The following is a 21,998-nucleotide window of genomic DNA, read 5'->3' as shown; positions in this document are numbered from 1 at the left end:
GTCCTCGATGGACGGGACGTCGTGGCAGCCGGTGTCACTCCGGGCGTCCGGCCCCGGTGCGCCCGGAGGGGACGTCACCGCGCTCTCCGGCACCGGGCACCGATCTTGGTGGACGGTCAGCGCGATGGTTCCGGCCACCGGGAATGTGGCCCTGCGCTGGCGTTACACCACGGACAAGCAATACACCGCGCGCGGCGTGCTCTTGGACGGCGTTAAGGCCGTTGTGTCCGGTAATGCGGTGCTGGACCTGGAACGCACCCCGGAAGCTGTAACGGCGCAGGGATGGCAGTTGCGTAGTCGCTGAGTCACACCGCGCTCATTGAACGGGCGCAAAGATGTTGAATCTTCTACGACAAGTCACAACTTCGTTACCCGTTCGGGCCAATCGGGGCAGATAGTTTCACTGGGTGTAGCAAGTTGCGAAGTTGTTAACAAGTGAACGTTAACATCTTCGACCTGGTTAGCGACTTTCACAGCAACCAAGCATGAGCTGCCCGACCAGGAGACACCGTCGGGTGGCACTCTCCTTCGAAGGGTGTGGGTTGCCTTGTCGCAGATTCCTACGGTTAGTAAGTTTCCCACGGTGACCAGCCCTGAGTCCGTCACCGACTCCGCTCCGGAACCCGCCCCCGCGCGGGACGCCGTGCGCGAGTCCGAGGCCAGCCCGCTGGTCCGGATCCGGTCGCTGCTCCCCGGCCTGGCCAGGGCCGAGCAGCGGGTGGCCAAAGTGGTCCTGGACGACCCGTCCAGCGTCGCCAGACGCAGCATCACCGAGGTGGCGCTGGCCGCGAACACCAGCGAGACCACGGTGACCCGGTTCTGCAAGGCCATCGGCGTCGGCGGCTACCCGCAGCTGCGCATCGCGCTGGCCGCGGACACCGCGCGCACCGAGGCCCGCTCCAGCCGCAACCTCGGCGGCGAGATCGGCCCCGACGACGACCTGGCCGCGGTGATCGGCAAGGTCAGCTTCGCCGACGCCCGTGCCGTCGAGGAGACCGCCGACCAGCTCGACGTCGCCGCCCTCCAGCGGGTCATCGACCTGATCGCCGGCGCCGGCCGGGTGGACGTCTACGGCGTGGGCGCCAGCGCCTTCGTCGCCGCCGACCTGCAGCAGAAGCTGCACCGCATCGGCCGGGTCAGCTTCGCCTGGTCCGACACGCACATCATGCTGACCTCGGCGGCCGTGCTGAAGCCCGGCGACGTCGCGGTCGGCATCTCGCACACCGGGGCCACCACCGACACCGTGGAAGCGCTCCGCGTGGCCCGTGAGCACGGCGCCATCACCGTCGCGCTGACCAACTTCCCCCGCTCCCCGATCACCGAGGTGGCCGACCACGTGCTCACCACCGCGGCTCGGGAGACCACGTTCCGCTCGGGGGCGACGGCCAGCCGGATCGCCCAGCTCACCGTCATCGACTGCATGTTCATCGGCGTGGCGCAGCGGCACATGGACGCCGCCGTGTCCGCGCTGGACGCCACCCGCGACGCCGTCGGCCACCACCGGCTCGGCGTCCGGCCGGACGGCCGCCGCCGGCCGAGGGAGACCGGGAAATGAGTGATGTGAAGGTGAAGGACACAGTTCGGCCGCTGGTAGGCCTGCGCCGCCAGGTGGTCCACGTGGACTCCCCGACGGAGCAGCGGAACCCCCGCACCATGGACATCGACCTGATGTCCACCGTGGGCATTCTCGGCGCGCTGAACGCCGAGGACAAGCTGGTCCCCGACGCGGTCAACGCGGTGCTGCCGCAGCTGGCCCGCGCCGTGGACTTCGCGGTGGAAGCCCTGCGAGCCGGCCACCGCGTGCACTACGTCGGTGCCGGTACCTCCGGCAGGCTCGCCACGCTCGACGCGGCCGAACTGGTTCCGACCTTCAACGTGCCCGACGACTGGTTCGTGGCACATCACGCCGGTGGGCCCCGTGCCCTGCGGCAGGCCGTGGAGAACGCCGAGGACGACGACACCGCCGGTGCCGCCGAACTCCGCGAGTCGGTGGAGCCGGGCGACTTCGTGCTCGGCCTCACCGCCTCCGGGCGCACCCCGTACGTGCTGGGCGCGCTCGCGGCCGCTTCGGAGGCCGGGTGCCGGACCGCGCTGGTCTCCGGCAACCCGCGCACGCAGTCCGTGCCGGGGGTGGACGTGCTGATCGCGGTGGACACCGGTCCCGAGGCGATCGCCGGCTCCACCCGGATGAAGGCGGGCAGCGCGCAGAAGATCATCCTGACCGCGTTCTCCACCGCCACGATGATCAAGCTCGGCCGGACCTACTCCAACCTGATGGTCAGCATGCGGGCGACCAACGCGAAGCTGCGCGGCCGCAACGTGCGCATCCTGCGCGAGGCCACCGGGATGAGCGAGCAGGACTGCTCGGAGGCGCTGGCCGAATCCGGTGACGACCTCAAGGTCGCGCTGGTGCACCTGCTGTCCGGAGTGGACACCACCACGGCCGGGAAGGCGCTGGAAGCCAACCAGGGGCACGTGCGCAACGCCTTGGCGTCACTGCACATGCGGGCGAGTTAAGACAGCGCGCGAAGCGCCCCGTTGAGGGCGGTGGTGGGCTGGCAGGAGGGCTAACCGGCTGAATCGGCGATGCCGGTCGCCTCTCGGGCGCCGGTTTCGTAGCTCTGGCAGCAGAACAGCAGCCATTCGCGGACACCGTCCGGCTCGCCCGAGGCGAACGCCTCGGCGGCCGCGGTGTACCTCCGCGCGTGCCGGAAGCAGGCGACCTCCGGCACGGTGAGCGCCTTCGGGTCGAGTCCGGTGGCGACCATCGACAGCCGCGCGGCGGCTCGCGCGAGCACGCCGTCCGCGGTGCCGAACGGTCGCAGCGTGAGCAGTTCACCGTGCACCACCGCGGTGAGCACCGGTCCCGGCACCGAAGTCGCGCCGGTGACCAGTTGCCCGAGCAGTTCGAGGCGTTCGGCGGTGCCTTCGCGCGGCCTGCCGAGCGCGTCGGCGTCGGCGGCCAGGTCCGCGGCGGCGAGCACGTGCAGTTTCGCCAGCGCCTGCAACGGCGCCCGGCGCCAGACCGGCAGCAGCGACTCCACCGCTTCGGCCACGCGCAGCGATCCGGCGAGCACCGGGTCGGTGACCGAGCCATCGGCGGGGATGTCGGGGTCACCGCCGTCGATCCCGGCCGACGCGCGAGCCGCGCGGACCGAGGCCTCGGCGGCGGTCGCGGCGCCCGCCCGCAGGTTGGCCGGGTGGCGGTGCACGGCGAACACGGCGTCCTGCGCGGATTTCACCGCGGCGGCCACCCCGTCGAGGTCGAGCAGCGGCGCGAGCGGATCGGTCATGCGTCCAGCACCTGCTCGGACCGCTTGACCACCGGCGGCAGCGAGGACCACGGGAAGTTGATCCACCGGTCGGTCCGCCGCCACACGTACTCGCAGTTGACTTCCGAGTGCGGCTTCTCGTAGACCACCGCGCAGCGCACCTCGGCCACGTGGTCGGCGCAGAAGTCGCGGACCAGCTTGAGCGTGGCACCGGTGTCGGCCACGTCGTCGGCGATCAGCACCTTCTTCTGCGTCAGGTCGACCACGTTCGGCACCGGCGGCAGCATCACCGGCAGGTCGAGGCGCTGGTCCACGCCGGTGTAGAACTCCACGTTCATCACGTGCAGGTTCTTCACGTCGAGCGCGTAGCCGAGCGCGCCCGCCACGAAGAGCCCGCCGCGCGCGATGGACAGGATGAGGTCGGGGTCGTACCCGCTGTCGGCGACTTCCTCGGCCAGTGCCCGGCTCGCCTCACCGAACAGTTCCCAGGTCAGCTCTTCGCGTTCTGCCACTTCCCGAGCATAAGCACGACCAAGTGGACTGCTGAAACTGGGTGAAAATGGATCTGTGCAGCGTCCACTTCTGCTTCGTAGATTCAGTTCCGTGAACGACTGGACCCGCCGTCCGACGCTCGTCGGCAAGCACGTGCGCCTCGAACCCCTCACCCCCGACCACGCCGCCGGACTGTACGAAGCCGGGTCCGACCCAGTGGTCTGGACCTGGCTGAGCGGGTTCCGGCCGGAGACCACCGCCGAGGCCGGCACGATGGTCGCCGACATCCTCGGTGATCCGGACCGGCTGGCCTTCGCGCAGGTGGACGTGCGTACCGGTGCGGTCGCGGGCACCACCTCGTACTACGCGATCGTGCCGAAGCACCGGATCCTGAGCATCGGGCACACCTGGATCGGCAAGCCGTGGCAGCGCACCGCGTTGAACACCGAAGCCAAACTCCTGTTGCTGCACCACGCTTTCGACGAGTTGGAAGCGAACAGGGTCTCGTGGGAGACCGACCTCAACAACACCCGGTCGCAGCGCGCGATCGAGCGACTCGGCGCGACCAAGGAGGGCGTGCTGCGCGCGCACCGCGTCCGCAAGGACGGCTCGATCCGGGACACCGTGCTCTACTCCGTCACCAAAACGGAATGGCCATTCGTACGCGATTCCTTGGCCGCTCGTCTGGGCTGAGCCGCCGTTCGACCGCACTGGACCGCCACTTGTCGGACCAGCCGATCCACCTCCTCGTGTGTAACCTCGAGGCAACCTTTTACTTCGGGTACCAACGTCGCTACGGTGCCCCCCGGGGTAGCCCAGGATTCGCGAATCAGGAGGCAGCGCACCATGACCGAGCAGTCGCCGGCGCTCGACAATCTGCTCACCGAGAGCCGGACCTTTCCTCCCAGTGACGAGTTCGCCGCGCAGGCGAACGCGAACGCGGACCTGTACGCCGAAGCGGACGCCGATCGGGAGGCGTTCTGGGCCAAGCAGGCCGAGCGACTGCACTGGGAAACCAAGTGGACGCAGGTGCTCGACTGGTCCGACGCGCCGTTCGCCAAGTGGTTCGTCGGCGGCAAGCTGAACGTCGCCTACAACTGCGTGGACCGGCACGTCGACGACGGCCACGGCGACCAGGTCGCCATCCACTGGGTCGGCGAGCCCGGCGACACCAGGGACATCACCTACGCCGAGCTGAAGCGCGAGGTTTCCAAGGCCGCCAACGCCTTCGCCTCGCTCGGGCTCGTCGCGGGCGACCGCGTGGCGATCCAGTTGCAGATGGTCCCCGAAGCGATCTTCTCGATGCTCGCCTGCGCGCGCCTCGGTCTCACGCACAGCGTGGTGTTCGGCGGTTTCTCCCCCACCGCGCTGCGGTCCAGGGTGGACGACGCGGCGGCGAAGGTGGTCATCACCTCCGACGGTCAGTTCCGCCGCGGCAAGGCCGCGCCGATGAAGGCCAACGTCGACGAAGCGCTCGAAGGCGCCGAGACGGTGGAAAAGGTCATCGTCGTCAAGCGCACCGGCGAAAAGCTCGAGAGCGACGTGCCGTGGACCGAGGGCCGCGACCTGTGGTGGCACGAACTGGTCGACGGCCAGTCCGACGAGCACACCCCGGAAGCCTTCGACTCCGAGCACCCGCTCTACATCCTCTACACCTCCGGCACCACCGGTAAGCCGAAGGGCATCCTGCACACCTCGGGCGGTTACCTGACCCAGGCCGCGTACACGCACCACAACGTGTTCGACCACAAGCCGGGCGAGGACGTCTACTGGTGCACCGCCGACATCGGCTGGGTCACCGGGCACAGCTACATCGTCTACGGGCCGCTGGCGAACCGCGCCACGCAGGTGGTCTACGAAGGCACGCCGAACACCCCGCACGAGGGCAGGCACTGGGAGATCATCCAGCAGTACAAGGTCTCCATCTACTACACCGCGCCCACGCTGATCCGCACGTTCATGAAGTGGGGCAAGGAAATCCCGGAGAAGTACGACCTGTCCTCGCTGCGCGTGCTGGGCAGCGTCGGCGAGCCGATCAATCCCGAGGCGTGGATCTGGTACCGGGACAACATCGGCGCGGGCAAGGCGCCGATCGTGGACACCTGGTGGCAGACCGAGACCGGCGCGATCATGATCTCGCCGCTGCCTGGCGTCACCGCGGCCAAGCCGGGTTCGGCGCAGCGCGCGCTACCGGGCATCTCCGCGAAGGTGGTCGACGACCAGGCCACCGAGGTCCCCCACGGTGGCGGCGGTTACCTGGTGCTCGACAAGCCGTGGCCGTCGATGCTGCGCGGCATCTGGGGCGACAACGACCGCTACCGCGAGACCTACTGGTCGCGGTTCGCCGACCAGGGCTTCTACTTCGCCGGTGACGGCGCGAAGTACGACGCCGACGGGGACATCTGGCTGCTCGGCCGGGTGGACGACGTGATGAACGTGTCCGGGCACCGGATCTCCACCACCGAGGTCGAGTCGGCGCTGGTGTCGCACCCGACGGTGGCCGAGGCGGCCGTGGTCGGCGCGACCGACCCGACCACCGGTCAGGGCATCGTCGCCTTTGTCATCCTGCGCGGCAACGTGGCGCAGGACGAGGCGAAGGGCGAGGAGGCGATCACCGCGCTGCGCAACCACGTGGCGAAGGAGATCGGCCCGATCGCCAAGCCGCGTCAGATCATGGTCGTGCCGGAGCTGCCGAAGACCCGCTCGGGCAAGATCATGCGCCGCCTGCTGCGTGACGTGGCCGAGAACCGCCAGGTCGGCGACGTCACCACACTGGCCGACTCGTCGGTGATGGACCTGATCTCCTCCGGCCTGAACTCCGGCAAGTCCGAGGAATGACGCGCCCTTCCGGGTCGTGGGCGGCCAGGTCGTGTGCATAAGCGGCGGAGCCGCTCGCGGTGGGCCGTCAACCGGCACCGGCGCGGGTTCTCAGTCGTCTTCTCGCGAGGACAGCTTCACCGTGGTGAATTGGTATTCATGAGGTGAAGATCCCGGAGCGAGAAGACGGCTGAGGTTCCGCTACCCGCGCCGCCACGCAAACCACTGTCAAACGCTGGCTAAGCGTCCACGACCTGGAAGACGGTGCAGCGTCCGGCGAGGGCTTCGAACTCGTCCGGGCTGCCGCTGGGGACCACCCCGGCCTTCACCATCATGTCCACGCCGTTGGGCACCTTCTCCGGGAACGCCCGCAGAATGGGGCCCTGCTCCGGCTCCGGCACCTCGATCAACCGCACCCGCTTCTTGCGACGGCCCTGCGCGAGCGTGCCAGCACCGGCCGCGCGGACGTTGCGCACCCAGTCCGCGCCGGGAATTCCACCGAGCACGTACCGCTCACCGTCCACTTCGTACGGTGTGACCGGGGTGCTGCGCGGTTGCCCGCTGGTACGACCCGGCACGGTCAGCACGTGGATGTCCCCGAGGCGGAATCCCGTGCCCAGCAATGCTTTCACCACGCGGTTGAACGTGCGCAGCCCGCGTGGCAGTGCCACCCTGTCCATTCAACAACCCCCAGTCCAGTCCATTCCGGGTAGATCCGTCAGCACTTCCCGCAGCCAGGCCAGTTCCGCCTGGCGCATCGCCTGTGCGTACTCGACTTCCAGCAACACCGCCCTCGGCAGCCCGCTCGCCAGCGCGTCACGCAGGCCGTTCGCCCAGAACTCGGTCAGCTCCGCGAGCGACCGCTCCCGCTTGCGCAGCAGTTCTTCCGCCTCGTCACGGGGAAGCTGGCCGAGGTGCGCCAGCCCGGCGCCGAACACCGGGTACTCCTCCGCCCGCTCCCCCACGTACTCGCGCAGCAGCGAGAGAATCTCGGCACGACCCTCTTCGGTGATCGCGTACACCGTGCGTTCGGGCCGCGCTCCTTCCCGCGTGGTACCGGAAACCTCGATCAGGCCGAGCTTCAGCAGCCGCCCGATCGCGTCGTAGAGCGAGCCCCCGCGCAGGCGCACCACGTCGGCGATGTGGCGCTCCTTGATCAGTGACTGCATCTCGTACGGGTGCCGCGGCTGCTCGTTCAGCAGGCTCAGCACGGCGAGATTGAGCGGGGTCCGGCGGGCACGCATCCGCGCTCCAGATAGTCGAAGTCGGCTAGTCGACTTCGACTATAGCGACTCGCGCTACGCTTGCCCACCCCCGGCGTGCGATGATCGAACGCATGTTCTAGGCTGTCGCGCTGGGAGAACCCATCGATTGCGGCAAGGAGACAAGACCTGCGATGACCGTGGATTCCTTGACAGAACCCGAGGCCCCGGCCGCCGCGCCGGCGCCGGTCTCCGAGAACGGCCAGGCGGAAACTCCCGAGACGACCGAGACTTCCTCGGCGGCCGAGGAGGCCAAGCCCAAGCGCGGTCGGCCGAAGGGCCAGACCACCGCGAAGAAGACCCGCACCGTCGAGCTGACGCTGACCGTCACCGGCACCGCCGACGGCGAATGGCAGGCTGAACTGAAGCACGGCAGCAAGTGGATCGCCCGCGGCATCGAGATCCCGGCGGCCGCCGTTTCCCGCGCGGCCAAGGAGCTGCACGAAGAACTGTCCGGTCCGATCGACGAGGTCATCAACGCCGCCCGCGAACAGCAGGCGCAGAAGGTGGCCCAGCTCGAGGCCGAGCTCGAAGAGGCCAAGAAGGCCCTCGCGGAACTCGAGCAGTAAACCTGCTCAAAACAGGAAATCGGGGCTGTCGCGACCAAACGCGGCAGCCCCGATTTCGTTTTGTCTCAGGCGCTCAACGGAGAACGACCCGGCAGCGGGGACTTGAACTCCAGCCACTGGCTGTCCTCGACCGCCTCCACGGTGTGCGGCACTCCGCGCGGGTGCACCACCGTCTCCCCGGCGGCGAGCCGCACTTCGCGCCCGTCGATGGTGCCGCGCAGTTCTCCCGACAGCAGATAGATGACGCTGTCGTGATCGTGCCGGTGCTCCGGCGAGCCGACGCCCGCCGGGTACCGGATTTCGTACAGCAGCCCGGAAACCGCGGTCTCGCGGGTGCGGAAGGCGCCGGTGCCGCCGAGCAGCCGTTGACCCTCCACTGTGGACAGGACCTGCCAGTCGCTCACGTCAGCGTCCGCGGCTCGTGCTTGACCGGGAAGTTCACCGACCGCGCGATGTAGCACTTCGAATGCGCGACGGCGTGCAGTTCCTCGGCCGCCGCCACCATTCCAGGTTCGGCCACGGTGACCACCGGCCGCAGCGTCACCTCGCGGAACTGACCGCCGCCACCGGCTTCCTCGACCATCACGCCGTCCGCTTCGTCGACGTACCCGGTGATCACCACGTTCTGCATCGAAGCGAGCGCGAGCACCCACAGCATGTGGCATTCCGAGAGCGAAGCGACCAGCAGCTCCTCCGGATTCCAGCGGGTGCGGTCACCGCGGAAAGCCGGATCGGCCGACCCGGCCAGCACCGGCTTCCCCGGGACGTAGATGTCGTGCGCCCGCGAATAGTCGCGATAGGTGGCCGTGCCCTTGCCCTCGTTGCCCGTCCACGTGACGGTCATGGCGTAGTGGTGTTCCTTCATTCGGCTCACGTCCTCCAGTTCCGCGGCATGTACTATTCGTATACAGGTCGTATACAAACTCTAGGGGGATGGATGGCCGCCCGGTCCGGCCGCGAGAAGGCCTACGAGTTCCTCAAGGGTGCCGTGCTGCCCGATCCCGCCGCGCAGGGCCAGTTCATCAGCGAACAGGACCTGGCGAGCCGGATCGGCGTCTCGCGCACGCCGATCCGGGAGGCGCTGCTGATGCTCGCCGCCGAGGACCTCGTGCAGCTCGTGCCCAACCGCGGTGCCTACATCGCCCCGCTCACCGGCCGCGACCTCTCCGAGCTGATCGAGCTGCGCGGCATGATGGAGCGCTTCGCCGCGGAGAAGACCATCGCCGGTGACGGTGCCCCGGTCGAACGGATGCGCGCCACCCTCCGTCAGCAGGCCGAACTGGCGGATCCCAGTCAGGCCAAGGAGTTCATCGAGCTGGACGCGGTGTTCCACACGCACCTGATCGAGGCGGCGGGCAACGCCATGCTCAGCAAGGCCTACGCCGGGCTGCGTGATCGGCAGCTGCGGGCCGGGCTGGTCGCGTTGTTCGCCTGCCCGAACCGCCAGCACACCGTCTGCGAGGAGCACCAGGCGATCGTCGACGGCCTGGCGGCGCGAGACCTCGCCGCCACGCACGCCGCCATCGACCACCATCTCGGCACCACCCTCAAGCTTCAGTTGACCAGCTGATCGGCTTCGTCGCGGGCCTCGTACTCGGCCGGGTCGGGGTCACGCCCGATCAGCACGCCGATGATCGTGACGACCGCGGTCACCAGCACGTACGCGGCAATCGCCAGCCAGGTCCCGAATCCGGCGAACAGCGCGGTGAACAGCAGCGGCGCCAGCGCACCGCCGATCACGCCGGCCAGGGTGTAGCCGAGTGAGCTGCCGGTGTAGCGCAGGCGCGGCGAGAACTGCTCGGTGACCAGCGCGGCCTGCGGGCCGTACAGCAGCGCGTGGATGACCAGCGCGAGCACGATGCCGACCACCACGGTGAGGTACGAGCCGGTGCTGACCATCGGGAAGAAGACGAACGGCCAGATCCCGGCGGCGATCGTGCCCGCCAGGTACAGCTTGCGGCGGTTGACCCGGTCCGAGAGCGCGCCGGCCGCCGGGATCAGCACCAGCTGGCAGGCCGAGCCGATCATCACCGCGGTCAGCCCCTCGCTGCGCGACATGTCCAGTTCCTGGGTCATGTAGGTCAGCACAAAAACGGTGAACAACGCGTAGAGCACGTCGGGGCAGACGCGGATCAGCACGGCCGCGATCAGGCCTCGGCGCTCGTCGCGGAACACCTCGGAGATCGGCGCCTCCGGCCGGTCGCCCTTCTCCGCGATCTTCTTGAACACCGGGGTTTCTTCCAGCTTCAGCCGGATCCACAGTCCGAAGAGGACAAGCACGCCGGAGAGCAGGAACGCGACCCGCCAGCCCCACGAGCTGAACTGGGCTTCGGTGAGCAGCACGGCCAGCAGCGCGAGCACGCCGTTGGCGAGCAGGTTGCCCGCCGGCGGGCCGACCTGGGCGGCCGACGCCCAGAACCCGCGTTTGCGTGGATCCCCGAATTCGCTGGAGAGCAGGACCGCACCACCCCACTCGCCGCCGATGCCGACGCCCTGGGCGAACCGGAGCGCGACCAGCAGCACCGCGGCGAGGCCGCCGATGTTCTCGTAGGTCGGCAGCACGCCGATCAGGAAGGTGGCGACGCCGGTCAGGATCAGCGTGAACACCAGCACGCGCTTGCGGCCGATCACGTCGCCGAGCCTGCCGAAGACGAACCCGCCGAGCGGGCGGGCCAGGTAACCGACGGCGTAGGTGGAGAAGGCCGCCATGGTGCCGGCGAGCTTGTCACCGGCCGGGAAGAACAACTCGCCGAAGATCGTCGCCGCGGCGACCGAGTAGGCGGCGAAGTCGTACCACTCCAGCGCGGTCCCGGACAGGCTCGCCGCGAAGGCGCGCCGCAGCGAGCGGCCGTCCACCTGTTCTTGTGCAGTCATCGCTCACATCCCGTTTGGCTATGGTGCCGAGTTGCGGTAATACTGGTTGTATACATCTTGCATGCGCAAGCCCCAATTGAGTTTTTCCTGGTCAGGAGGTCACATGCCGGAATACCCACGGCTCAGCTTCACCCTGCCGGACGGCAGCGAGGTGCACACGGACGTGCACACGCTGCTCAACGCGGGCTATGCCGGCCGCAGTCAGGACGACGTCGCCGCGCACGTCGCGGAGCTGGCCGAGCTGGGCGTCCCGGCGCCGACGACCACCCCCGCGCTGTACCCGGTCGCGCCCTACCTGGCCAGCCAGACCGACGAGGTGCCGGTGCAGCACGACCGCACCTCGGGCGAGGCGGAGTGGGCACTGGTGATCACCGGCCCCGCGCCGGAGGACGTGCTGCTGACCGCGGCCTGCGACCACACCGACCGCGCGCTGGAGGTGCACGGGGTGGCGTGGAGCAAGAACGCCGGGCCGGACGTGCTCGCGCGGAAGGCGTGGCGGCTGGTCGACGTGGCCGACCGGATCGACGACCTGGTGCTGCGCGCCTGGGCGGGCGACGTCGAAATCCAGCACGGGAAGCTCGCGGAGTTGCTGACGCCCGCCTACTGGCTGGACGTGCTGCGCGAGAAGGGCTGGTACGAGCCGGGCGTGGTGCTGATCTCGGGCACGATCCCGATGCACCACGGGGTGGACCAGTTCACGTCGTCGTGGCGCGTCGAACTGAGCGACCCGGCGACGGGCAACGTGATCGAACTGGGCTACCGGGTGCGCCCGCTACCGGACCCCATCGGCTGACGCGGCGGTCCTTTGTGGACCACCACCCCGGCGCTAGCGGGGCGGGTACGGCGGCTGCCCCGGCGGCGGATATCCGGGCTGCTGCGGATATCCCGGCGGCTGACCCTGCTGGTATCCCTGCGGCGGGTAACCCGGCTGCTGGGGCTGCCCCTGCTGTTGGGGATAACCCTGCGGAACCTGGTGCGCGTGGCCCTGCGGCGGCTGGGGCGGGAATCCGGGACCGCCCGGCGGCAGCTGGCCAGGGGGCGGACCGGCCGAGGGGAACCGGCCGGGCGGCGGACCGGCGGGGCGCTTCTTCCGGAACTGCGTGTAGGTCCAGAACGCCCCGCCGCCCAGCATCAGCACGCCGCCGCCAAGGAGCAGCCAGCCGGTGCGCGTGTTGTCCGAGCGCTGCTCCTCCATCGACCGCTCGGTCGAGGAGCCACCACGACGGGAGGTCTCCTGGCAGGTGTCGCCGGCGCTCATCGTCTGGCTGCCGCACTTCACCGTGTCGTTGCTGAGGGTCACGATGCCGCCGATCAGCAGGAAGACTCCCACCACGGTGGTCAGCACGGCGTAGATCTTGTCCCGCAAGACTCCCCCTCAGCGACGAAAACGGTCTTCATCTTGGCACGCCTCAGCGCACCCCGGACATCAACTTCCGGATGAACGGCGTGCCCAGCACCAGCAGGACGCCGATGCCGATGCAGATCGCGCCCAGCGTGCCGAAGTACGGTCCTTCGTTCTCCGCGCTGTAGAACCGCGCCAGCCAGCCGGACAACGCCGTGCCCAGCGCCACCGACAGGAAGTTCAGCGCGACCATCTGCGTCGGGAACGCCGCCGGCGCCAGCTTCGTCGACAGCGACAGCCCGACCGGCGAAAGGCTCAACTCGGCGAGCGTCACCACGAAGATGATGCCGACCAGCGCGAGCAGCGGCGTCGACGCCGGACCGCCACCGGCCAGCGGCAGGAACAGCAGGAACGACACCCCGGCGATCCCGGTGCCCAGCGCGAACTTGATCGGCGATGACGGCTGCCGCTCACCCAGCTTCGTCCAGATCGCCGCGACCACCGGCGCCATCAGCAGGATGAACACCGGGTTCACCGAGTTCATCCAGGACACCGGCATCTCCCAGCCGAACAGGTTCCGGTTCAGCCGCTCGTCGGTGTAGGCCGCGATCACGGTGAACTGCTGCTGGAACAACGCGAAGAACGCCGCGCTGGCGATGAACATCGGCACGAACGAGACCACCCGCTTGCGCTCCACCGGCGTGGTCTTCTTGCTGGTCAGCAACACCGCGAAGTACGCGACCGAGGCGACGACGATGACCAGGATGGTGCGGTCGGACAGGTTCTCCGCGGTGACGAACCCGGTCAGCACGGCCACCACGATCAACGCGATCGCCGCCACGGCGATCCCCGCGACCAGCGGGCGGCGGTTGGCGGGCAACGGGTTCGGTACCACGCGCCCGCTGTCGGGCAGGTTCTTCCGCCCGAGCGTGTACTGGACCAGCCCGGCGGCCATGCCGATCGCGGCCAGCCCGAAGCCGAAGTGGAAGCCCAGTTCCTCCTGCGCCAGCCCGGTCAGCAGCGGACCGATCCAGCCGCCGAGGTTGACGCCCATGTAGAAGAGGGTGAAGCCGCCGTCGCGGCGTTCGTCGTGCTCGCCGTAGAGCCCGCCGACCAGCGCGGTGGCGTTGCCCTTCAGCCCGCCACTGCCCAGCGCGACGCACACCAGGCCGACCCCGACCCCGGCGAATCCGGGCAGCACCGCGAGACTGACGTGCCCGATCATGATCAGCACCGCGCTGTAGAACAGCGTGCGCTCGGAGCCGAGCAGCCGGTCGGCGATCCAGGCGCCGACGACGGTGGAGAGGTAGACGAGCCCGCCGTACGCGCCGACGATGCCGAGCGCGGTCGGCTTCTCCAGGCCGAGACCGCCGTCCGTGGTGGAGTAGTAGAGGTAGATCGCGAGAATGCCCTGCATCCCGTAGAACGAGAAGCGTTCCCACATCTCGACGCCGAAGAGGTTCGCCAGCCCTCGTGGGTGCCCGAAGAACCCCTTGTCCTTGCCGACCTCGGTAGAGGTAGTACTCACGATGCGTCCATCCTGTCGAGACATCGTTGTCAAAGCGCATGGTAGGACCGTCGGTGAACAACGAACAGGTCCGGTCGTATTGACGGTGCTGTCTGGCAAGTCACCCGTGGGGAAGCCCACCTTCGCCACCGCGGCCACCCGTTCGGGCGCTAAAATCGCGTAAAGGTGTGCCGGGAAGTCTGGTCGGCGAGGCTGAACCGACCCCGGAAACGGAGCCCGCGTGAGCACACCCGAATCGCGACTTCCCGCCAAGGCCGCCGAGTTCGCGCGGTACCTGCGCACCGAGACCACCGGCGGGCTGATCCTGCTGGCCGCCACCGCGCTCGCCCTGCTGGTGGCCAACTCCCCGCTCGGCGACATCTACCGCGATCTCCGGGATTTCCAGCTGGGGCCGCACTTCCTGCACCTGGATCTGTCCATCGGGGACTGGGCGAAGGACGGGCTGCTGGCGCTGTTCTTCTTCGTCGCCGGGCTGGAGCTCAAGCGCGAGCTGGTGGTCGGCGAGCTGTCCAAGTTCAAGCAGGCCATCCTGCCGATCTTCGCCGCGCTCGGCGGCATGATCGTGCCCGCGGTGGTGGCGCTCGGCGTCGGCTGGGGCGAGCCGGGCATCGATCGCGCCTGGGCCGTCCCGGTGGCCACCGACATCGCCTTCGCGCTCGGTGTGCTGGCGCTGACCGGGTCCAACCTGCCCAGCAGCGCCCGGGTTTTCCTGCTCTCGCTGGCCGTGGTGGACGACCTCGGCGCGATCATCGTGATCGCCGTGCTGTTCACCACCGGGTTCAACCTGCTCGCCGCGGGCATCGCGGTGGTGGCGCTGGCGCTCTACGCCTGGCTCCAGCACCGCCGGGTGCGGGCGTGGTGGTTGTACGTGCCGCTGGCGGTGATCACCTGGGTCGCGGTGCACTCGGCGGGCATCCACGCCACCATCGCCGGGGTCGCGCTCGGCCTGCTCACCCGGGTCCGCCCGGACGACGGCGAGGAGCACGCGCCCGCGATCCGGCTGGAGCACCGGCTGCAGCCGTGGTCGGCGGCGCTGGCCGTGCCGCTGTTCGCGTTGTTCGCCGCGGGCATCGAGATCGACGGGGACGCGCTCGCCTCGGTGTTCACCTCGGCGCTGCCGCTGGCGATCATGATCGGCCTGATCGGCGGCAAGGTGATCGGCATTCTCGGCGCCAGCGCGCTGGCGGTGAAGCTCGGGTTCGCCGAGAAACCCCGCGGCATGGGCTGGCGGGACATGACCGCGTTGTCGGTGCTCGGCGGCGTCGGCTTCACGGTCAGCCTGCTGATCGCCGACCTCGCCCTCGACGGCGCGATGGCCGAGCAGGCCAAGGCGGCGGTGCTGATCGCCTCGGCGATCGCCTCGCTCACCGCGGCCGCGCTGCTGCTGCGACGCAGCCGGGTCCACGCAAACAATGAGGTCATCGAGGATTAATGGCGCGCCCGCCGAGCCCGATCAACGGGCACGTGGCACGATGAAGCCCGTGAGCAGCCCCAAGCACCAACTCAACGATGCCGATGGCATGGGCGCCGTCCCCTACCTGCCGCTGTCCGACGACAGCGAACGCAACGGGGACCAGTCGATCGGTGCGCTGGTCAAGGACGCCACACAGCACCTGTCGACACTGGTCCGGGCCGAGGTCGAACTGGCCAAGTCGGAGGTCGTCGGCGAGGTCAAGAAGGGCGTCAAGGGCAGCGTCTTCTTTGTCATCGCCCTGGTCGTCGCGCTGTACAGCTCGTTCTTCTTCTTTTTCTTCCTCGGTGAACTGCTGTCCGAATGGCTCAAGCGCTGGGCCGCCTTCGGCATCGTGTTCGCGCTGATGCTGGTGGTCGCCGCGTTGTTCGGCTTCCTCGGTTATCGCAAGATGAAGAAGATCCGCGCACCGGAGCGCACCATCGACAGCGTCAAGGAAACCGCCGCCGCGCTGAAGTCGCGCCAGCCGTCCGGGGACGAACTCCCCGCGGTGCGCGACTGAGCCTGCGCGTGCACGCCGGCCCCGATCCGTCGATCGTGCGGATCGACGGACCCTGGACCCACCGCGACGTCTCGGCCAACGGCATCCGGCTGCACGTCGCCGAACTGGGTTCGGGGCCACTGGTGTTGCTGCTGCACGGTTTCGGCGAGTTCTGGTGGGCCTGGCACCGCCAGCTGACCGGCCTCGCCGACGCCGGGTACCGGGTGGTCGCCGCGGATCTGCGCGGTTACGGGGATTCCGACAAACCGCCACGCGGGTACGACGCTTGGACGCTCGCCGGTGATGTCGCGGGTCTGGTCAAGGCACTCGGGGAACGCCGCGCGCACCTGGTCGGGCATGCCTGGGGCGGCATGCTCGCCTGGACCGCCGCGACCCTGCACCCGCGCGTCGCCGCTTCGGTGAGCGCGCTGGGCGCCGCGCATCCGCTGGCGCTGCGCGGTTCGGTGGCCAGGACGGCCTGGCGCGGCCGGGGCGGCAACCAGGCCCGTGCGATCGGCCACCTCTTCGGCTTCCAGGTGCCGATGGCCCCGGAACGCAAGCTGGTCCGTGACGACGGCGCCGAGGTGGAGCGGCTGATGCGCGCCTGGTCCGGTCCTCAGTGGACCGAAACCGCGGAGTTCGCCGAAGCGGCGGCGAAGTTCCGCCAGGCGATCCAGGTGCCCGGGGTGGCGCACAGCTCACTGGAGTACTACCGCTGGGCCTTCCGCGCGCAGTTCCGCGGTGAGGGCAGGCGGTTCACCGAGGCCGCCGACAAGCCGAGCACCGTGCCCGTGCTGCAACTGCACGGCCAGGAGGACCGCTGCGTGCTGCCGCGCACGGTCAAGGCCTCCGAACGCTGGCTCGGCCCGGACTCGGTGCTGACCACGCTCGCCGGTGTCGGCCACTACCCGCACCTGGAAGCACCCTTGCGCACCACGGAAATCCTCGCGCAGTTCCTCAAGAAGCGCGACGGGGCCTAGGCGGCGCAGGGGCCGGTGCTGACCGCGGCGCCGTAGCCGGGGGCGGCAGCCACCTCGGGAGCGACTTCCGCGGCGGTCAGCGTGAAGCCGGTGTCCGGGTCCTCGACCGCGGCGCCGAACACCACCCCGATCACCTCACCCCGCGGATTCACCAGCGGCCCGCCCGAGTTCCCGCTGCGAATCCCGGCGCGCACGGTGAACACGTCCCGCTGCACGGTGTTGGTGTCGTAGATGTCCGGCCCGCGCAGGGTGATCTGCTGCCGCACCCGCGCCGAGGTCGCGGTGTACGGGCCGTCGAGCGGATAACCGAGCGCGATCGCGTCGTCCCCGGCGCGTGCGGGCTGGTCGGCGAACTCCAGCGGCTCGGCCTCCAGCCGCGGCACGGCGAGGATCGCGACGTCGGTCGCGGGATCGAAGTGGACCACCCTGGCCGGGAGCTTGCCCTCCGGTGTCTCGACCGCGGTCTCGTCGGTACCGGCGACCACGTGCGCGTTGGTCATCACGCGCTGCGGCGCGATCACGAAGCCGCTGCCCTCCAGCGCGCGGGAGCAGGCGGGCGCGTTGCCCCTGACCTTGAGCACGCTGCCGCGCAACTGACGGACCACCGTGCTCGCCTGCAGGTTCTCGTCGGGCGGCGCGACATCGGCCTTGGGCGCCTGCTGGAACGGGGCCACGATGGACGGGAAGCCGGACGCGTCGAGCAGCTTGCGCAGCTCGTTCGGCAGGCCCTGCGCCGAATCCGGCATCACCTGGTCGACCCCGCCGAGCACGGTCGAGTTGTTGATCGCCTTGGACAGCCCCGGCAGCCCGGCCACGCTGGTCAGCGGCACCGCGATCAGCCAGGCGACGACAAAGACCACCATGCCCTGCACGATCGCGCCGAGCGTGTTGTCCACTCCGGACAGCTTCGGCGAGCTGATCTTGTTCCGCAGCTTGCGCCCGGCCCACACACCGAGCGTTTCACCCAGCGCCACCAGGAAAACAACCACACCGACCACCACCGCCACACGCAGCGCGGGGTTGTCGAACAGGTCCACGATCAGCGGCGCCAGCCGGATGCCGAGGATCGCGCCGAGCAGCACCCCGATAAAGGCGGGCAGCGCGACGAGCACGCCCTGACGCGCACCGGAAATCGCCGCCAGCACGGCCAGCAGCACCACGAGCACGTCGACCCAGTTCACGATTGCTCCCTCTCCCTGGAGCCACCGTTGTACACCGCCCGAGCCCGCGCCGCGTGCGCGGCCAGCGCTTCATCGAGATCCCGTACGTCGGATTTGTCCCACTCGCGTTCCCAGCCGCCGAGCCCGAGCACGGTGGCCAGCAGACCCGCGGTGAAGCCCCACACGAACAGCCCGTCGACCTCGAACACCGGTCCCACCCAGTCATATCCCTTCCGGCGCACCTGGAACCGGTTGGCCGGGTCGAGCAGGTCCTCGACCGCGACCCGCGCCACCGCCGCGGTCTCCCCCGGATCTACGGCGTGCACCGGTGAAGGGTTCACCCAGTGGGCCAGCACGGGGGTCACGGAGAATCCGGACACCGGCACCCAGAGGTCCGGCAGCACGGCGACCGGGCGCACGCCCGACGGCAGCACCCCGGTCTCCTCCTCGGCCTCCCGCAGCGCGGTGCCGACCGGACCGCCGTCGCCCTCGTCGGCGCCACCACCGGGAAAGGCGACCTGACCGGCGTGCGAGCCGAGCGTGTCGGCGCGGCGCAGCAGCAGCACGTCCGGGCCGCGCGGACCTTCGCCGAAGAGCACCAGCACCGCCGCCGGCCGGGTCTTCGTGCCACGCGGCGGGCGGAACCGGGTGAACGCCGACGCGTCCACCTCACCGCTCGCGGCGACCAGCCCGCGCAGCCACTCCGGCACGCTCTCTGGGTCGACCAGCGGCCCTTGTTCGCTCATGCGGAGTACCTCGCGACGGCTTCGCGCACCTGTCCCACATCGGCGAGCAGGCGCGGGTTGTCGATGAACCGGACCTCACCGCCCGGGGTGACCAAATAGGACGCGGGCAGCGCCGGCGGCACCTTCAGCGCGGTGCGCACCGGGCCGGTCTGCCCCTCTCCGTCATACACGGCGGGCAGGCGCACGCCCAGTTCCGCGAGCAGCTCCAGTCCGTCCGACGGTGAGCTGGCGACCTGCACGGTGAGCACACGCGCGGCCCCCGGCTCGGCCGCGTAGGCGGCGAGCACCGGCAGCTCGGTGCGGCACGGCTGGCACCAGGTCGCCCAGATGTTGACCAGCGTCGGGCCGGAGCCGAGCGCCGCCGCGAGATCGAGCTGAGCGCCGTCACCGAGGCATTCGGTGCCCACCCCGGCGAGCGCCGAGCCGGGCCGGCCGGTGGCGCACGCGGCCAGCGCCGCCTTCGCGCGCGCGGGTCCCAGGTCCTCGGCCGGCACGGCGCCCTGGTTGCGCGGCAGCACCGCGACGATCACCGCGAGCAACAGCACCGCGACCGCGAGTGCCCACTTGGTCGCCTTGGTCAAGAGTTCGTCACCATCGCCAGCAGGTGTTCGCGCTCCTCCCCCTTGACCAGCTTCGCGGCCTCTTCGAACTCGGTCGGCCCGGTCCCGTAGGACGGGCAGTCACGCGCCAGCGGGCAGGCACCGCAGGCCGGTTTCCTGGCGTGGCAGACGCGCCTGCCGTGGAAGATCGTCCGGTGGGACAGCATCGTCCACTCCTTGCGCGGGATCAGCTCGCCGATCGCGTGCTCGACCTTCACCGGGTCGTCGAGCGTGGTCCAGCCCCACCGGCGGACCAGCCTGCCGAAGTGGGTGTCCACGGTGATCCCCGGCACCCCGAAGGCGTCCCCGAGCACCACGTTCGCCGTCTTGCGGCCGACACCGGGCAGGGTGACCAGGTCCTTCTGGTTGCCGGGCACCTCGCCGTCGAACCGCTCGACCAGCGCCGCGCCGAGGCCCATCAGCGAGTTCGCCTTGGCCCGGAAGAACCCGGTCGGCCGGAGGTACTCCTCCAGCTCGGCGCGGTCGGCACCGGCGTAGTCGGCGGCCGTCCGGTAGCGGGCGAACAGCGCGGGGGTGACCTGGTTCACCCGCACGTCGGTGGTCTGCGCGGAGAGCACCACGGCGACCAGCAACTCCAGTGGCGTGGTGAAGTCCAGCTCGCAGTGCGCGTCGGGATACGCCTGATCGAGGCAACGTTTCATCCGTCGCGCGCGTCTCACCAATGCCAACCGGCTTTCGCCGTCGACGGAACGGGCGGAGGCGCCACCCTCACGGGGGGCTTTACGGGCTTCGGGCGGCACCCCGATAGCCTACGGGCGCCATCAGTTCAGGCGCGAAAAGGACCGAGCCGCAAGCGAGGATCTGAAAGCTATGACCGTCTGGTTCGTTATCGCGGTACCGCTCGTGATCATGTTCTTCGCCCTGATCATGGAGCGCGTGGAGAGCCGCCTCCGGCATGTCGCCGTGCAGGAGGAAGAGGTCGAACAGTTCCTGGAGCAGGCCCAGCCCAACGAGATCAGGGCACTGCACGGCCACGGGATCGGGCGCGCGCTGGAGCTGTTCCGGCTCCGCCGGCTCGGCGGACGGGCGGCCAAGCTGCGGCCGCGGAAGGTGCGGAGTTAAGCTCTGCCGCCGACCGAGATCGTCTTAACTCCTCTCGTCCTCGCGACGAGCGGTGTCCGGGTGAACACCGATCGCCCTGGCTTCGGCGAGCCATGAGGCGATCTCGCTGGCACGCCCTACACTGCACGCAAGTGATCGGCGACACGCTCATCCGTCCTGGACCGCGGGTCGCCACCGATGAGGAGGCACGAGGTGGACGAAACCCTGGCCCGCGCGGGCATCTTCCAGGGGGTGGAACCTGCCGCAGCTGAGGCGCTGGCGCAGACCTTGGAGAGCGTCGAGTTCCCCCGCGGCCACGTGATCTTCAGTGAGGGCGAACCCGGCGACAAGCTCTACATCATCCAGTCCGGGAAGGTGAAGCTCGGCCGCAAGTCCGCGGACGGGCGCGAGAACCTGCTCCAGATCATGGGCCCGTCGGACATGTTCGGCGAACTGTCGATCTTCGACCCGGGCCCGCGCACCTCCAGCGCCACCACGGTGACCGAGGTGCGCGCGGTGATGATGGACCGCCCGGCGCTGCGCCAGTGGATCTCCACCCGGCCCGAGATCGCCGAGCAGCTGCTGCGCGTGGTCGCGCGGAGACTGCGCCGGACGAACAACATGGTGGCCGAGCTGATCTTCACCGACGTGCCCGGTCGCGTCGCGCGGGCGCTGCTCCAGCTCGCCCAGCGCTTCGGCAGCCAGGAAGCCGGCCTGCTGCGGGTCACCCACGACCTGACGCAGGAGGAGATCGCCCAGTACGTCGGCGCCTCGCGGGAGACCGTGAACAAGGCGCTGGCCGACTTCGCGCACCGCGGCTGGCTGCGCCTGGAAGGCAAGAGCGTGCTGATCCTGGACCCGGAGCGACTGGCTCGACGGGCTCGCTGACGGCAACAACATGAGGGGCCGGGCGCCACCCCCGACGTGGCGCACCGGCCCCTCATGCCGTGCGCGGACCATCCCCCGACGATCCGCGCTCCCCGCCCTCCGGTCGCAGGCCCCGACCCTTATGCCGGAGGGTGCTGAGAAGTCATATGCAGTTCTGACTATCCGTCCACCATGAACGGCCCACAGCACTCACTTCAAGGCCGTTCACTCTCAAGGACGCCAACCGCCGTAGTTTGTTGCGCCATTTCGGGCAAAAACTTCGCCTTGTTACCCAACCGAGACACGAACGGCCCAACGCGATCGCGATGGCCCTGTCCATCTTGCCCGTTCAACGACCCGCGCGCCGGATTCATTCCCGTCTCACGCCCCGCTTCCGCAGGATTTCTTGTCACAGCTTGGTGACGAAGGTCGCCGGAAAATAAGTGGTACAGACGTACCAGTCGACGCATAATGGT

At 69.4% G+C, this 21,998-nt stretch carries 26 protein-coding genes; 12 read left to right on the top strand and 14 right to left on the bottom strand.

Going from position 1 to position 21,998, the window contains the following annotated elements:
* Window positions 1-116 precede the first annotated feature (116 nt).
* Window positions 117-182, bottom strand: coding sequence for a hypothetical protein (locus YIM_RS49915; RefSeq protein ID WP_370469011.1), 66 nt, complete (start codon window positions 180-182; stop codon window positions 117-119).
* Window positions 183-643: 461 nt separating this feature from the next.
* On the opposite strand from YIM_RS49915, the gene YIM_RS02315 reads away from it, so the two are divergent.
* Window positions 644-1,555: a MurR/RpiR family transcriptional regulator gene (locus tag YIM_RS02315; protein WP_113697916.1), complete on the top strand. Its 912-nt coding sequence runs from the start codon at window positions 644-646 to the stop codon at window positions 1,553-1,555.
* Window positions 1,552-2,517, top strand: a complete 966-nt coding sequence (locus YIM_RS02310) for an N-acetylmuramic acid 6-phosphate etherase (RefSeq protein ID WP_370468946.1) — start codon at window positions 1,552-1,554, stop codon at window positions 2,515-2,517. The genes YIM_RS02315 and YIM_RS02310 overlap by 4 nt, the downstream gene beginning before the upstream one ends.
* Window positions 2,518-2,567: 50 nt before the next feature.
* Here the strand turns inward: YIM_RS02310 and YIM_RS02305 are convergent, their stop codons facing one another.
* The gene (locus YIM_RS02305; protein WP_153028759.1) at window positions 2,568-3,293 is read right to left on the bottom strand and encodes an oxidoreductase; all 726 of its coding nucleotides are present in this window, start codon (window positions 3,291-3,293) and stop codon (window positions 2,568-2,570) included.
* Window positions 3,290-3,784 (bottom strand): phosphoribosyltransferase, encoded by a 495-nt coding sequence (locus tag YIM_RS02300; RefSeq protein ID WP_153028758.1) that lies wholly within the window; start codon window positions 3,782-3,784, stop codon window positions 3,290-3,292. The genes YIM_RS02305 and YIM_RS02300 overlap by 4 nt, the downstream gene beginning before the upstream one ends.
* Before the next feature lie 91 nt (window positions 3,785-3,875).
* Between YIM_RS02300 and YIM_RS02295 the strand changes: the two genes are divergently transcribed.
* Together YIM_RS02295 and acs are read left to right on the top strand one after the other, a co-directional pair.
* Window positions 3,876-4,457 carry a GNAT family N-acetyltransferase gene (locus tag YIM_RS02295; protein WP_153028757.1) on the top strand — a complete coding sequence of 194 codons (582 nt, stop codon included), beginning with the start codon at window positions 3,876-3,878 and terminating at the stop codon, window positions 4,455-4,457.
* A 153-nt stretch (window positions 4,458-4,610) separates the two neighbouring features.
* The gene (gene acs, locus YIM_RS02290) at window positions 4,611-6,602 is read left to right on the top strand and encodes an acetate--CoA ligase (protein ID WP_153028756.1); all 1,992 of its coding nucleotides are present in this window, start codon (window positions 4,611-4,613) and stop codon (window positions 6,600-6,602) included.
* Window positions 6,603-6,820: 218 nt separating this feature from the next.
* On the opposite strand, the gene YIM_RS02285 is transcribed toward acs, so the two are convergent.
* Both YIM_RS02285 and YIM_RS02280 read right to left on the bottom strand, forming a co-directional pair.
* Window positions 6,821-7,261, bottom strand: coding sequence for a nitroreductase/quinone reductase family protein (locus YIM_RS02285; protein WP_153028755.1), 441 nt, complete (start codon window positions 7,259-7,261; stop codon window positions 6,821-6,823).
* Window positions 7,262-7,825, bottom strand: a complete 564-nt coding sequence (locus YIM_RS02280) for a PadR family transcriptional regulator (protein ID WP_153028754.1) — start codon at window positions 7,823-7,825, stop codon at window positions 7,262-7,264.
* Window positions 7,826-7,977: 152 nt separating this feature from the next.
* On the opposite strand from YIM_RS02280, the gene YIM_RS02275 reads away from it, so the two are divergent.
* Window positions 7,978-8,412, top strand: a complete 435-nt coding sequence (locus tag YIM_RS02275; RefSeq protein WP_153028753.1) for a DUF6319 family protein — start codon at window positions 7,978-7,980, stop codon at window positions 8,410-8,412.
* A gap of 65 nt (window positions 8,413-8,477) precedes the next feature.
* Here YIM_RS02275 and YIM_RS48885 read toward each other — a convergent pair whose 3' ends face one another.
* On the bottom strand, window positions 8,478-8,816 hold the full coding sequence (locus YIM_RS48885) for a cupin domain-containing protein (RefSeq protein ID WP_228004507.1): 339 nt from the start codon (window positions 8,814-8,816) through the stop codon (window positions 8,478-8,480).
* Window positions 8,813-9,277 carry an OsmC family protein gene (locus tag YIM_RS48880; RefSeq protein WP_228004506.1) on the bottom strand — a complete coding sequence of 155 codons (465 nt, stop codon included), beginning with the start codon at window positions 9,275-9,277 and terminating at the stop codon, window positions 8,813-8,815. The genes YIM_RS48885 and YIM_RS48880 overlap by 4 nt, the downstream gene beginning before the upstream one ends.
* 72 nt (window positions 9,278-9,349) lie before the next feature.
* Between YIM_RS48880 and YIM_RS02265 the strand changes: the two genes are divergently transcribed.
* A complete protein-coding gene (locus tag YIM_RS02265) occupies window positions 9,350-9,982 on the top strand; it encodes a GntR family transcriptional regulator (RefSeq protein ID WP_153028751.1) in 633 nt (210 codons plus the stop codon).
* On the opposite strand, the gene YIM_RS02260 is transcribed toward YIM_RS02265, so the two are convergent.
* A complete protein-coding gene (locus YIM_RS02260) occupies window positions 9,967-11,286 on the bottom strand; it encodes an MFS transporter (protein WP_153028750.1) in 1,320 nt (439 codons plus the stop codon). The genes YIM_RS02265 and YIM_RS02260 overlap by 16 nt on opposite strands.
* Before the next feature lie 103 nt (window positions 11,287-11,389).
* Between YIM_RS02260 and YIM_RS02255 the strand changes: the two genes are divergently transcribed.
* Window positions 11,390-12,079: a DUF2848 domain-containing protein gene (locus tag YIM_RS02255; protein ID WP_153028749.1), complete on the top strand. Its 690-nt coding sequence runs from the start codon at window positions 11,390-11,392 to the stop codon at window positions 12,077-12,079.
* A 33-nt stretch (window positions 12,080-12,112) separates the two neighbouring features.
* On the opposite strand, the gene YIM_RS02250 is transcribed toward YIM_RS02255, so the two are convergent.
* Both YIM_RS02250 and YIM_RS02245 read right to left on the bottom strand, forming a co-directional pair.
* Entirely contained in the window at window positions 12,113-12,652 is a 540-nt protein-coding gene (locus YIM_RS02250; protein ID WP_153028748.1) for a hypothetical protein, read from the bottom strand.
* 43 nt (window positions 12,653-12,695) lie between these two features.
* Window positions 12,696-14,180 (bottom strand): peptide MFS transporter, encoded by a 1,485-nt coding sequence (locus tag YIM_RS02245; RefSeq protein ID WP_153028747.1) that lies wholly within the window; start codon window positions 14,178-14,180, stop codon window positions 12,696-12,698.
* Window positions 14,181-14,376: 196 nt separating this feature from the next.
* Between YIM_RS02245 and nhaA the strand changes: the two genes are divergently transcribed.
* Genes nhaA through YIM_RS02230 form a run of 3 tightly spaced genes read left to right on the top strand, consistent with a single transcriptional unit; the run spans window position 14,377 to window position 17,088 of the window.
* Complete coding sequence (nhaA, locus tag YIM_RS02240; RefSeq protein ID WP_153028746.1) at window positions 14,377-15,588, top strand: Na+/H+ antiporter NhaA; 1,212 nt, start codon at window positions 14,377-14,379, stop codon at window positions 15,586-15,588.
* Between the two features lie 40 nt (window positions 15,589-15,628).
* Complete coding sequence (locus tag YIM_RS02235; protein WP_194240017.1) at window positions 15,629-16,129, top strand: phage holin family protein; 501 nt, start codon at window positions 15,629-15,631, stop codon at window positions 16,127-16,129.
* Window positions 16,130-16,137: 8 nt separating this feature from the next.
* Entirely contained in the window at window positions 16,138-17,088 is a 951-nt protein-coding gene (locus YIM_RS02230; protein WP_153028744.1) for an alpha/beta fold hydrolase, read from the top strand.
* On the opposite strand, the gene YIM_RS02225 is transcribed toward YIM_RS02230, so the two are convergent.
* The 4 genes from YIM_RS02225 to nth are packed head-to-tail and all read right to left on the bottom strand — an operon-like array spanning window position 17,085 to window position 20,255.
* Window positions 17,085-18,269 carry a MarP family serine protease gene (locus YIM_RS02225; protein ID WP_153028743.1) on the bottom strand — a complete coding sequence of 395 codons (1,185 nt, stop codon included), beginning with the start codon at window positions 18,267-18,269 and terminating at the stop codon, window positions 17,085-17,087. The two genes, YIM_RS02230 and YIM_RS02225, sit on opposite strands and share 4 nt — an antisense overlap.
* A complete protein-coding gene (locus YIM_RS02220) occupies window positions 18,266-18,994 on the bottom strand; it encodes a CoA pyrophosphatase (protein ID WP_153028742.1) in 729 nt (242 codons plus the stop codon). The genes YIM_RS02225 and YIM_RS02220 overlap by 4 nt, the downstream gene beginning before the upstream one ends.
* Window positions 18,991-19,575, bottom strand: coding sequence for a TlpA disulfide reductase family protein (locus YIM_RS02215; protein ID WP_153028741.1), 585 nt, complete (start codon window positions 19,573-19,575; stop codon window positions 18,991-18,993). The genes YIM_RS02220 and YIM_RS02215 overlap by 4 nt, the downstream gene beginning before the upstream one ends.
* On the bottom strand, window positions 19,572-20,255 hold the full coding sequence (nth, locus tag YIM_RS02210; RefSeq protein WP_153028740.1) for an endonuclease III: 684 nt from the start codon (window positions 20,253-20,255) through the stop codon (window positions 19,572-19,574). Before nth ends, YIM_RS02215 begins: the two co-directional genes overlap by 4 nt.
* A 169-nt stretch (window positions 20,256-20,424) precedes the next feature.
* Here nth and YIM_RS02205 point away from each other — a divergent pair, with 169 nt between their 5' ends.
* Both YIM_RS02205 and YIM_RS02200 read left to right on the top strand, forming a co-directional pair.
* On the top strand, window positions 20,425-20,676 hold the full coding sequence (locus tag YIM_RS02205; protein ID WP_153028739.1) for a hypothetical protein: 252 nt from the start codon (window positions 20,425-20,427) through the stop codon (window positions 20,674-20,676).
* 192 nt (window positions 20,677-20,868) lie between these two features.
* Window positions 20,869-21,543: a Crp/Fnr family transcriptional regulator gene (locus tag YIM_RS02200; protein ID WP_113694953.1), complete on the top strand. Its 675-nt coding sequence runs from the start codon at window positions 20,869-20,871 to the stop codon at window positions 21,541-21,543.
* The last annotated feature ends 455 nt before the right edge of the window (window positions 21,544-21,998 follow it).

Origin of the sequence: Amycolatopsis sp. YIM 10, assembly GCF_009429145.1 — a bacterium.
In the GTDB taxonomy this organism is placed as follows: Bacteria; Actinomycetota; Actinomycetes; order Mycobacteriales; family Pseudonocardiaceae; genus Amycolatopsis.
Note: the sequence above shows the minus strand (reverse complement) of the source record. Positions and strands in the feature narration are given on the sequence as shown.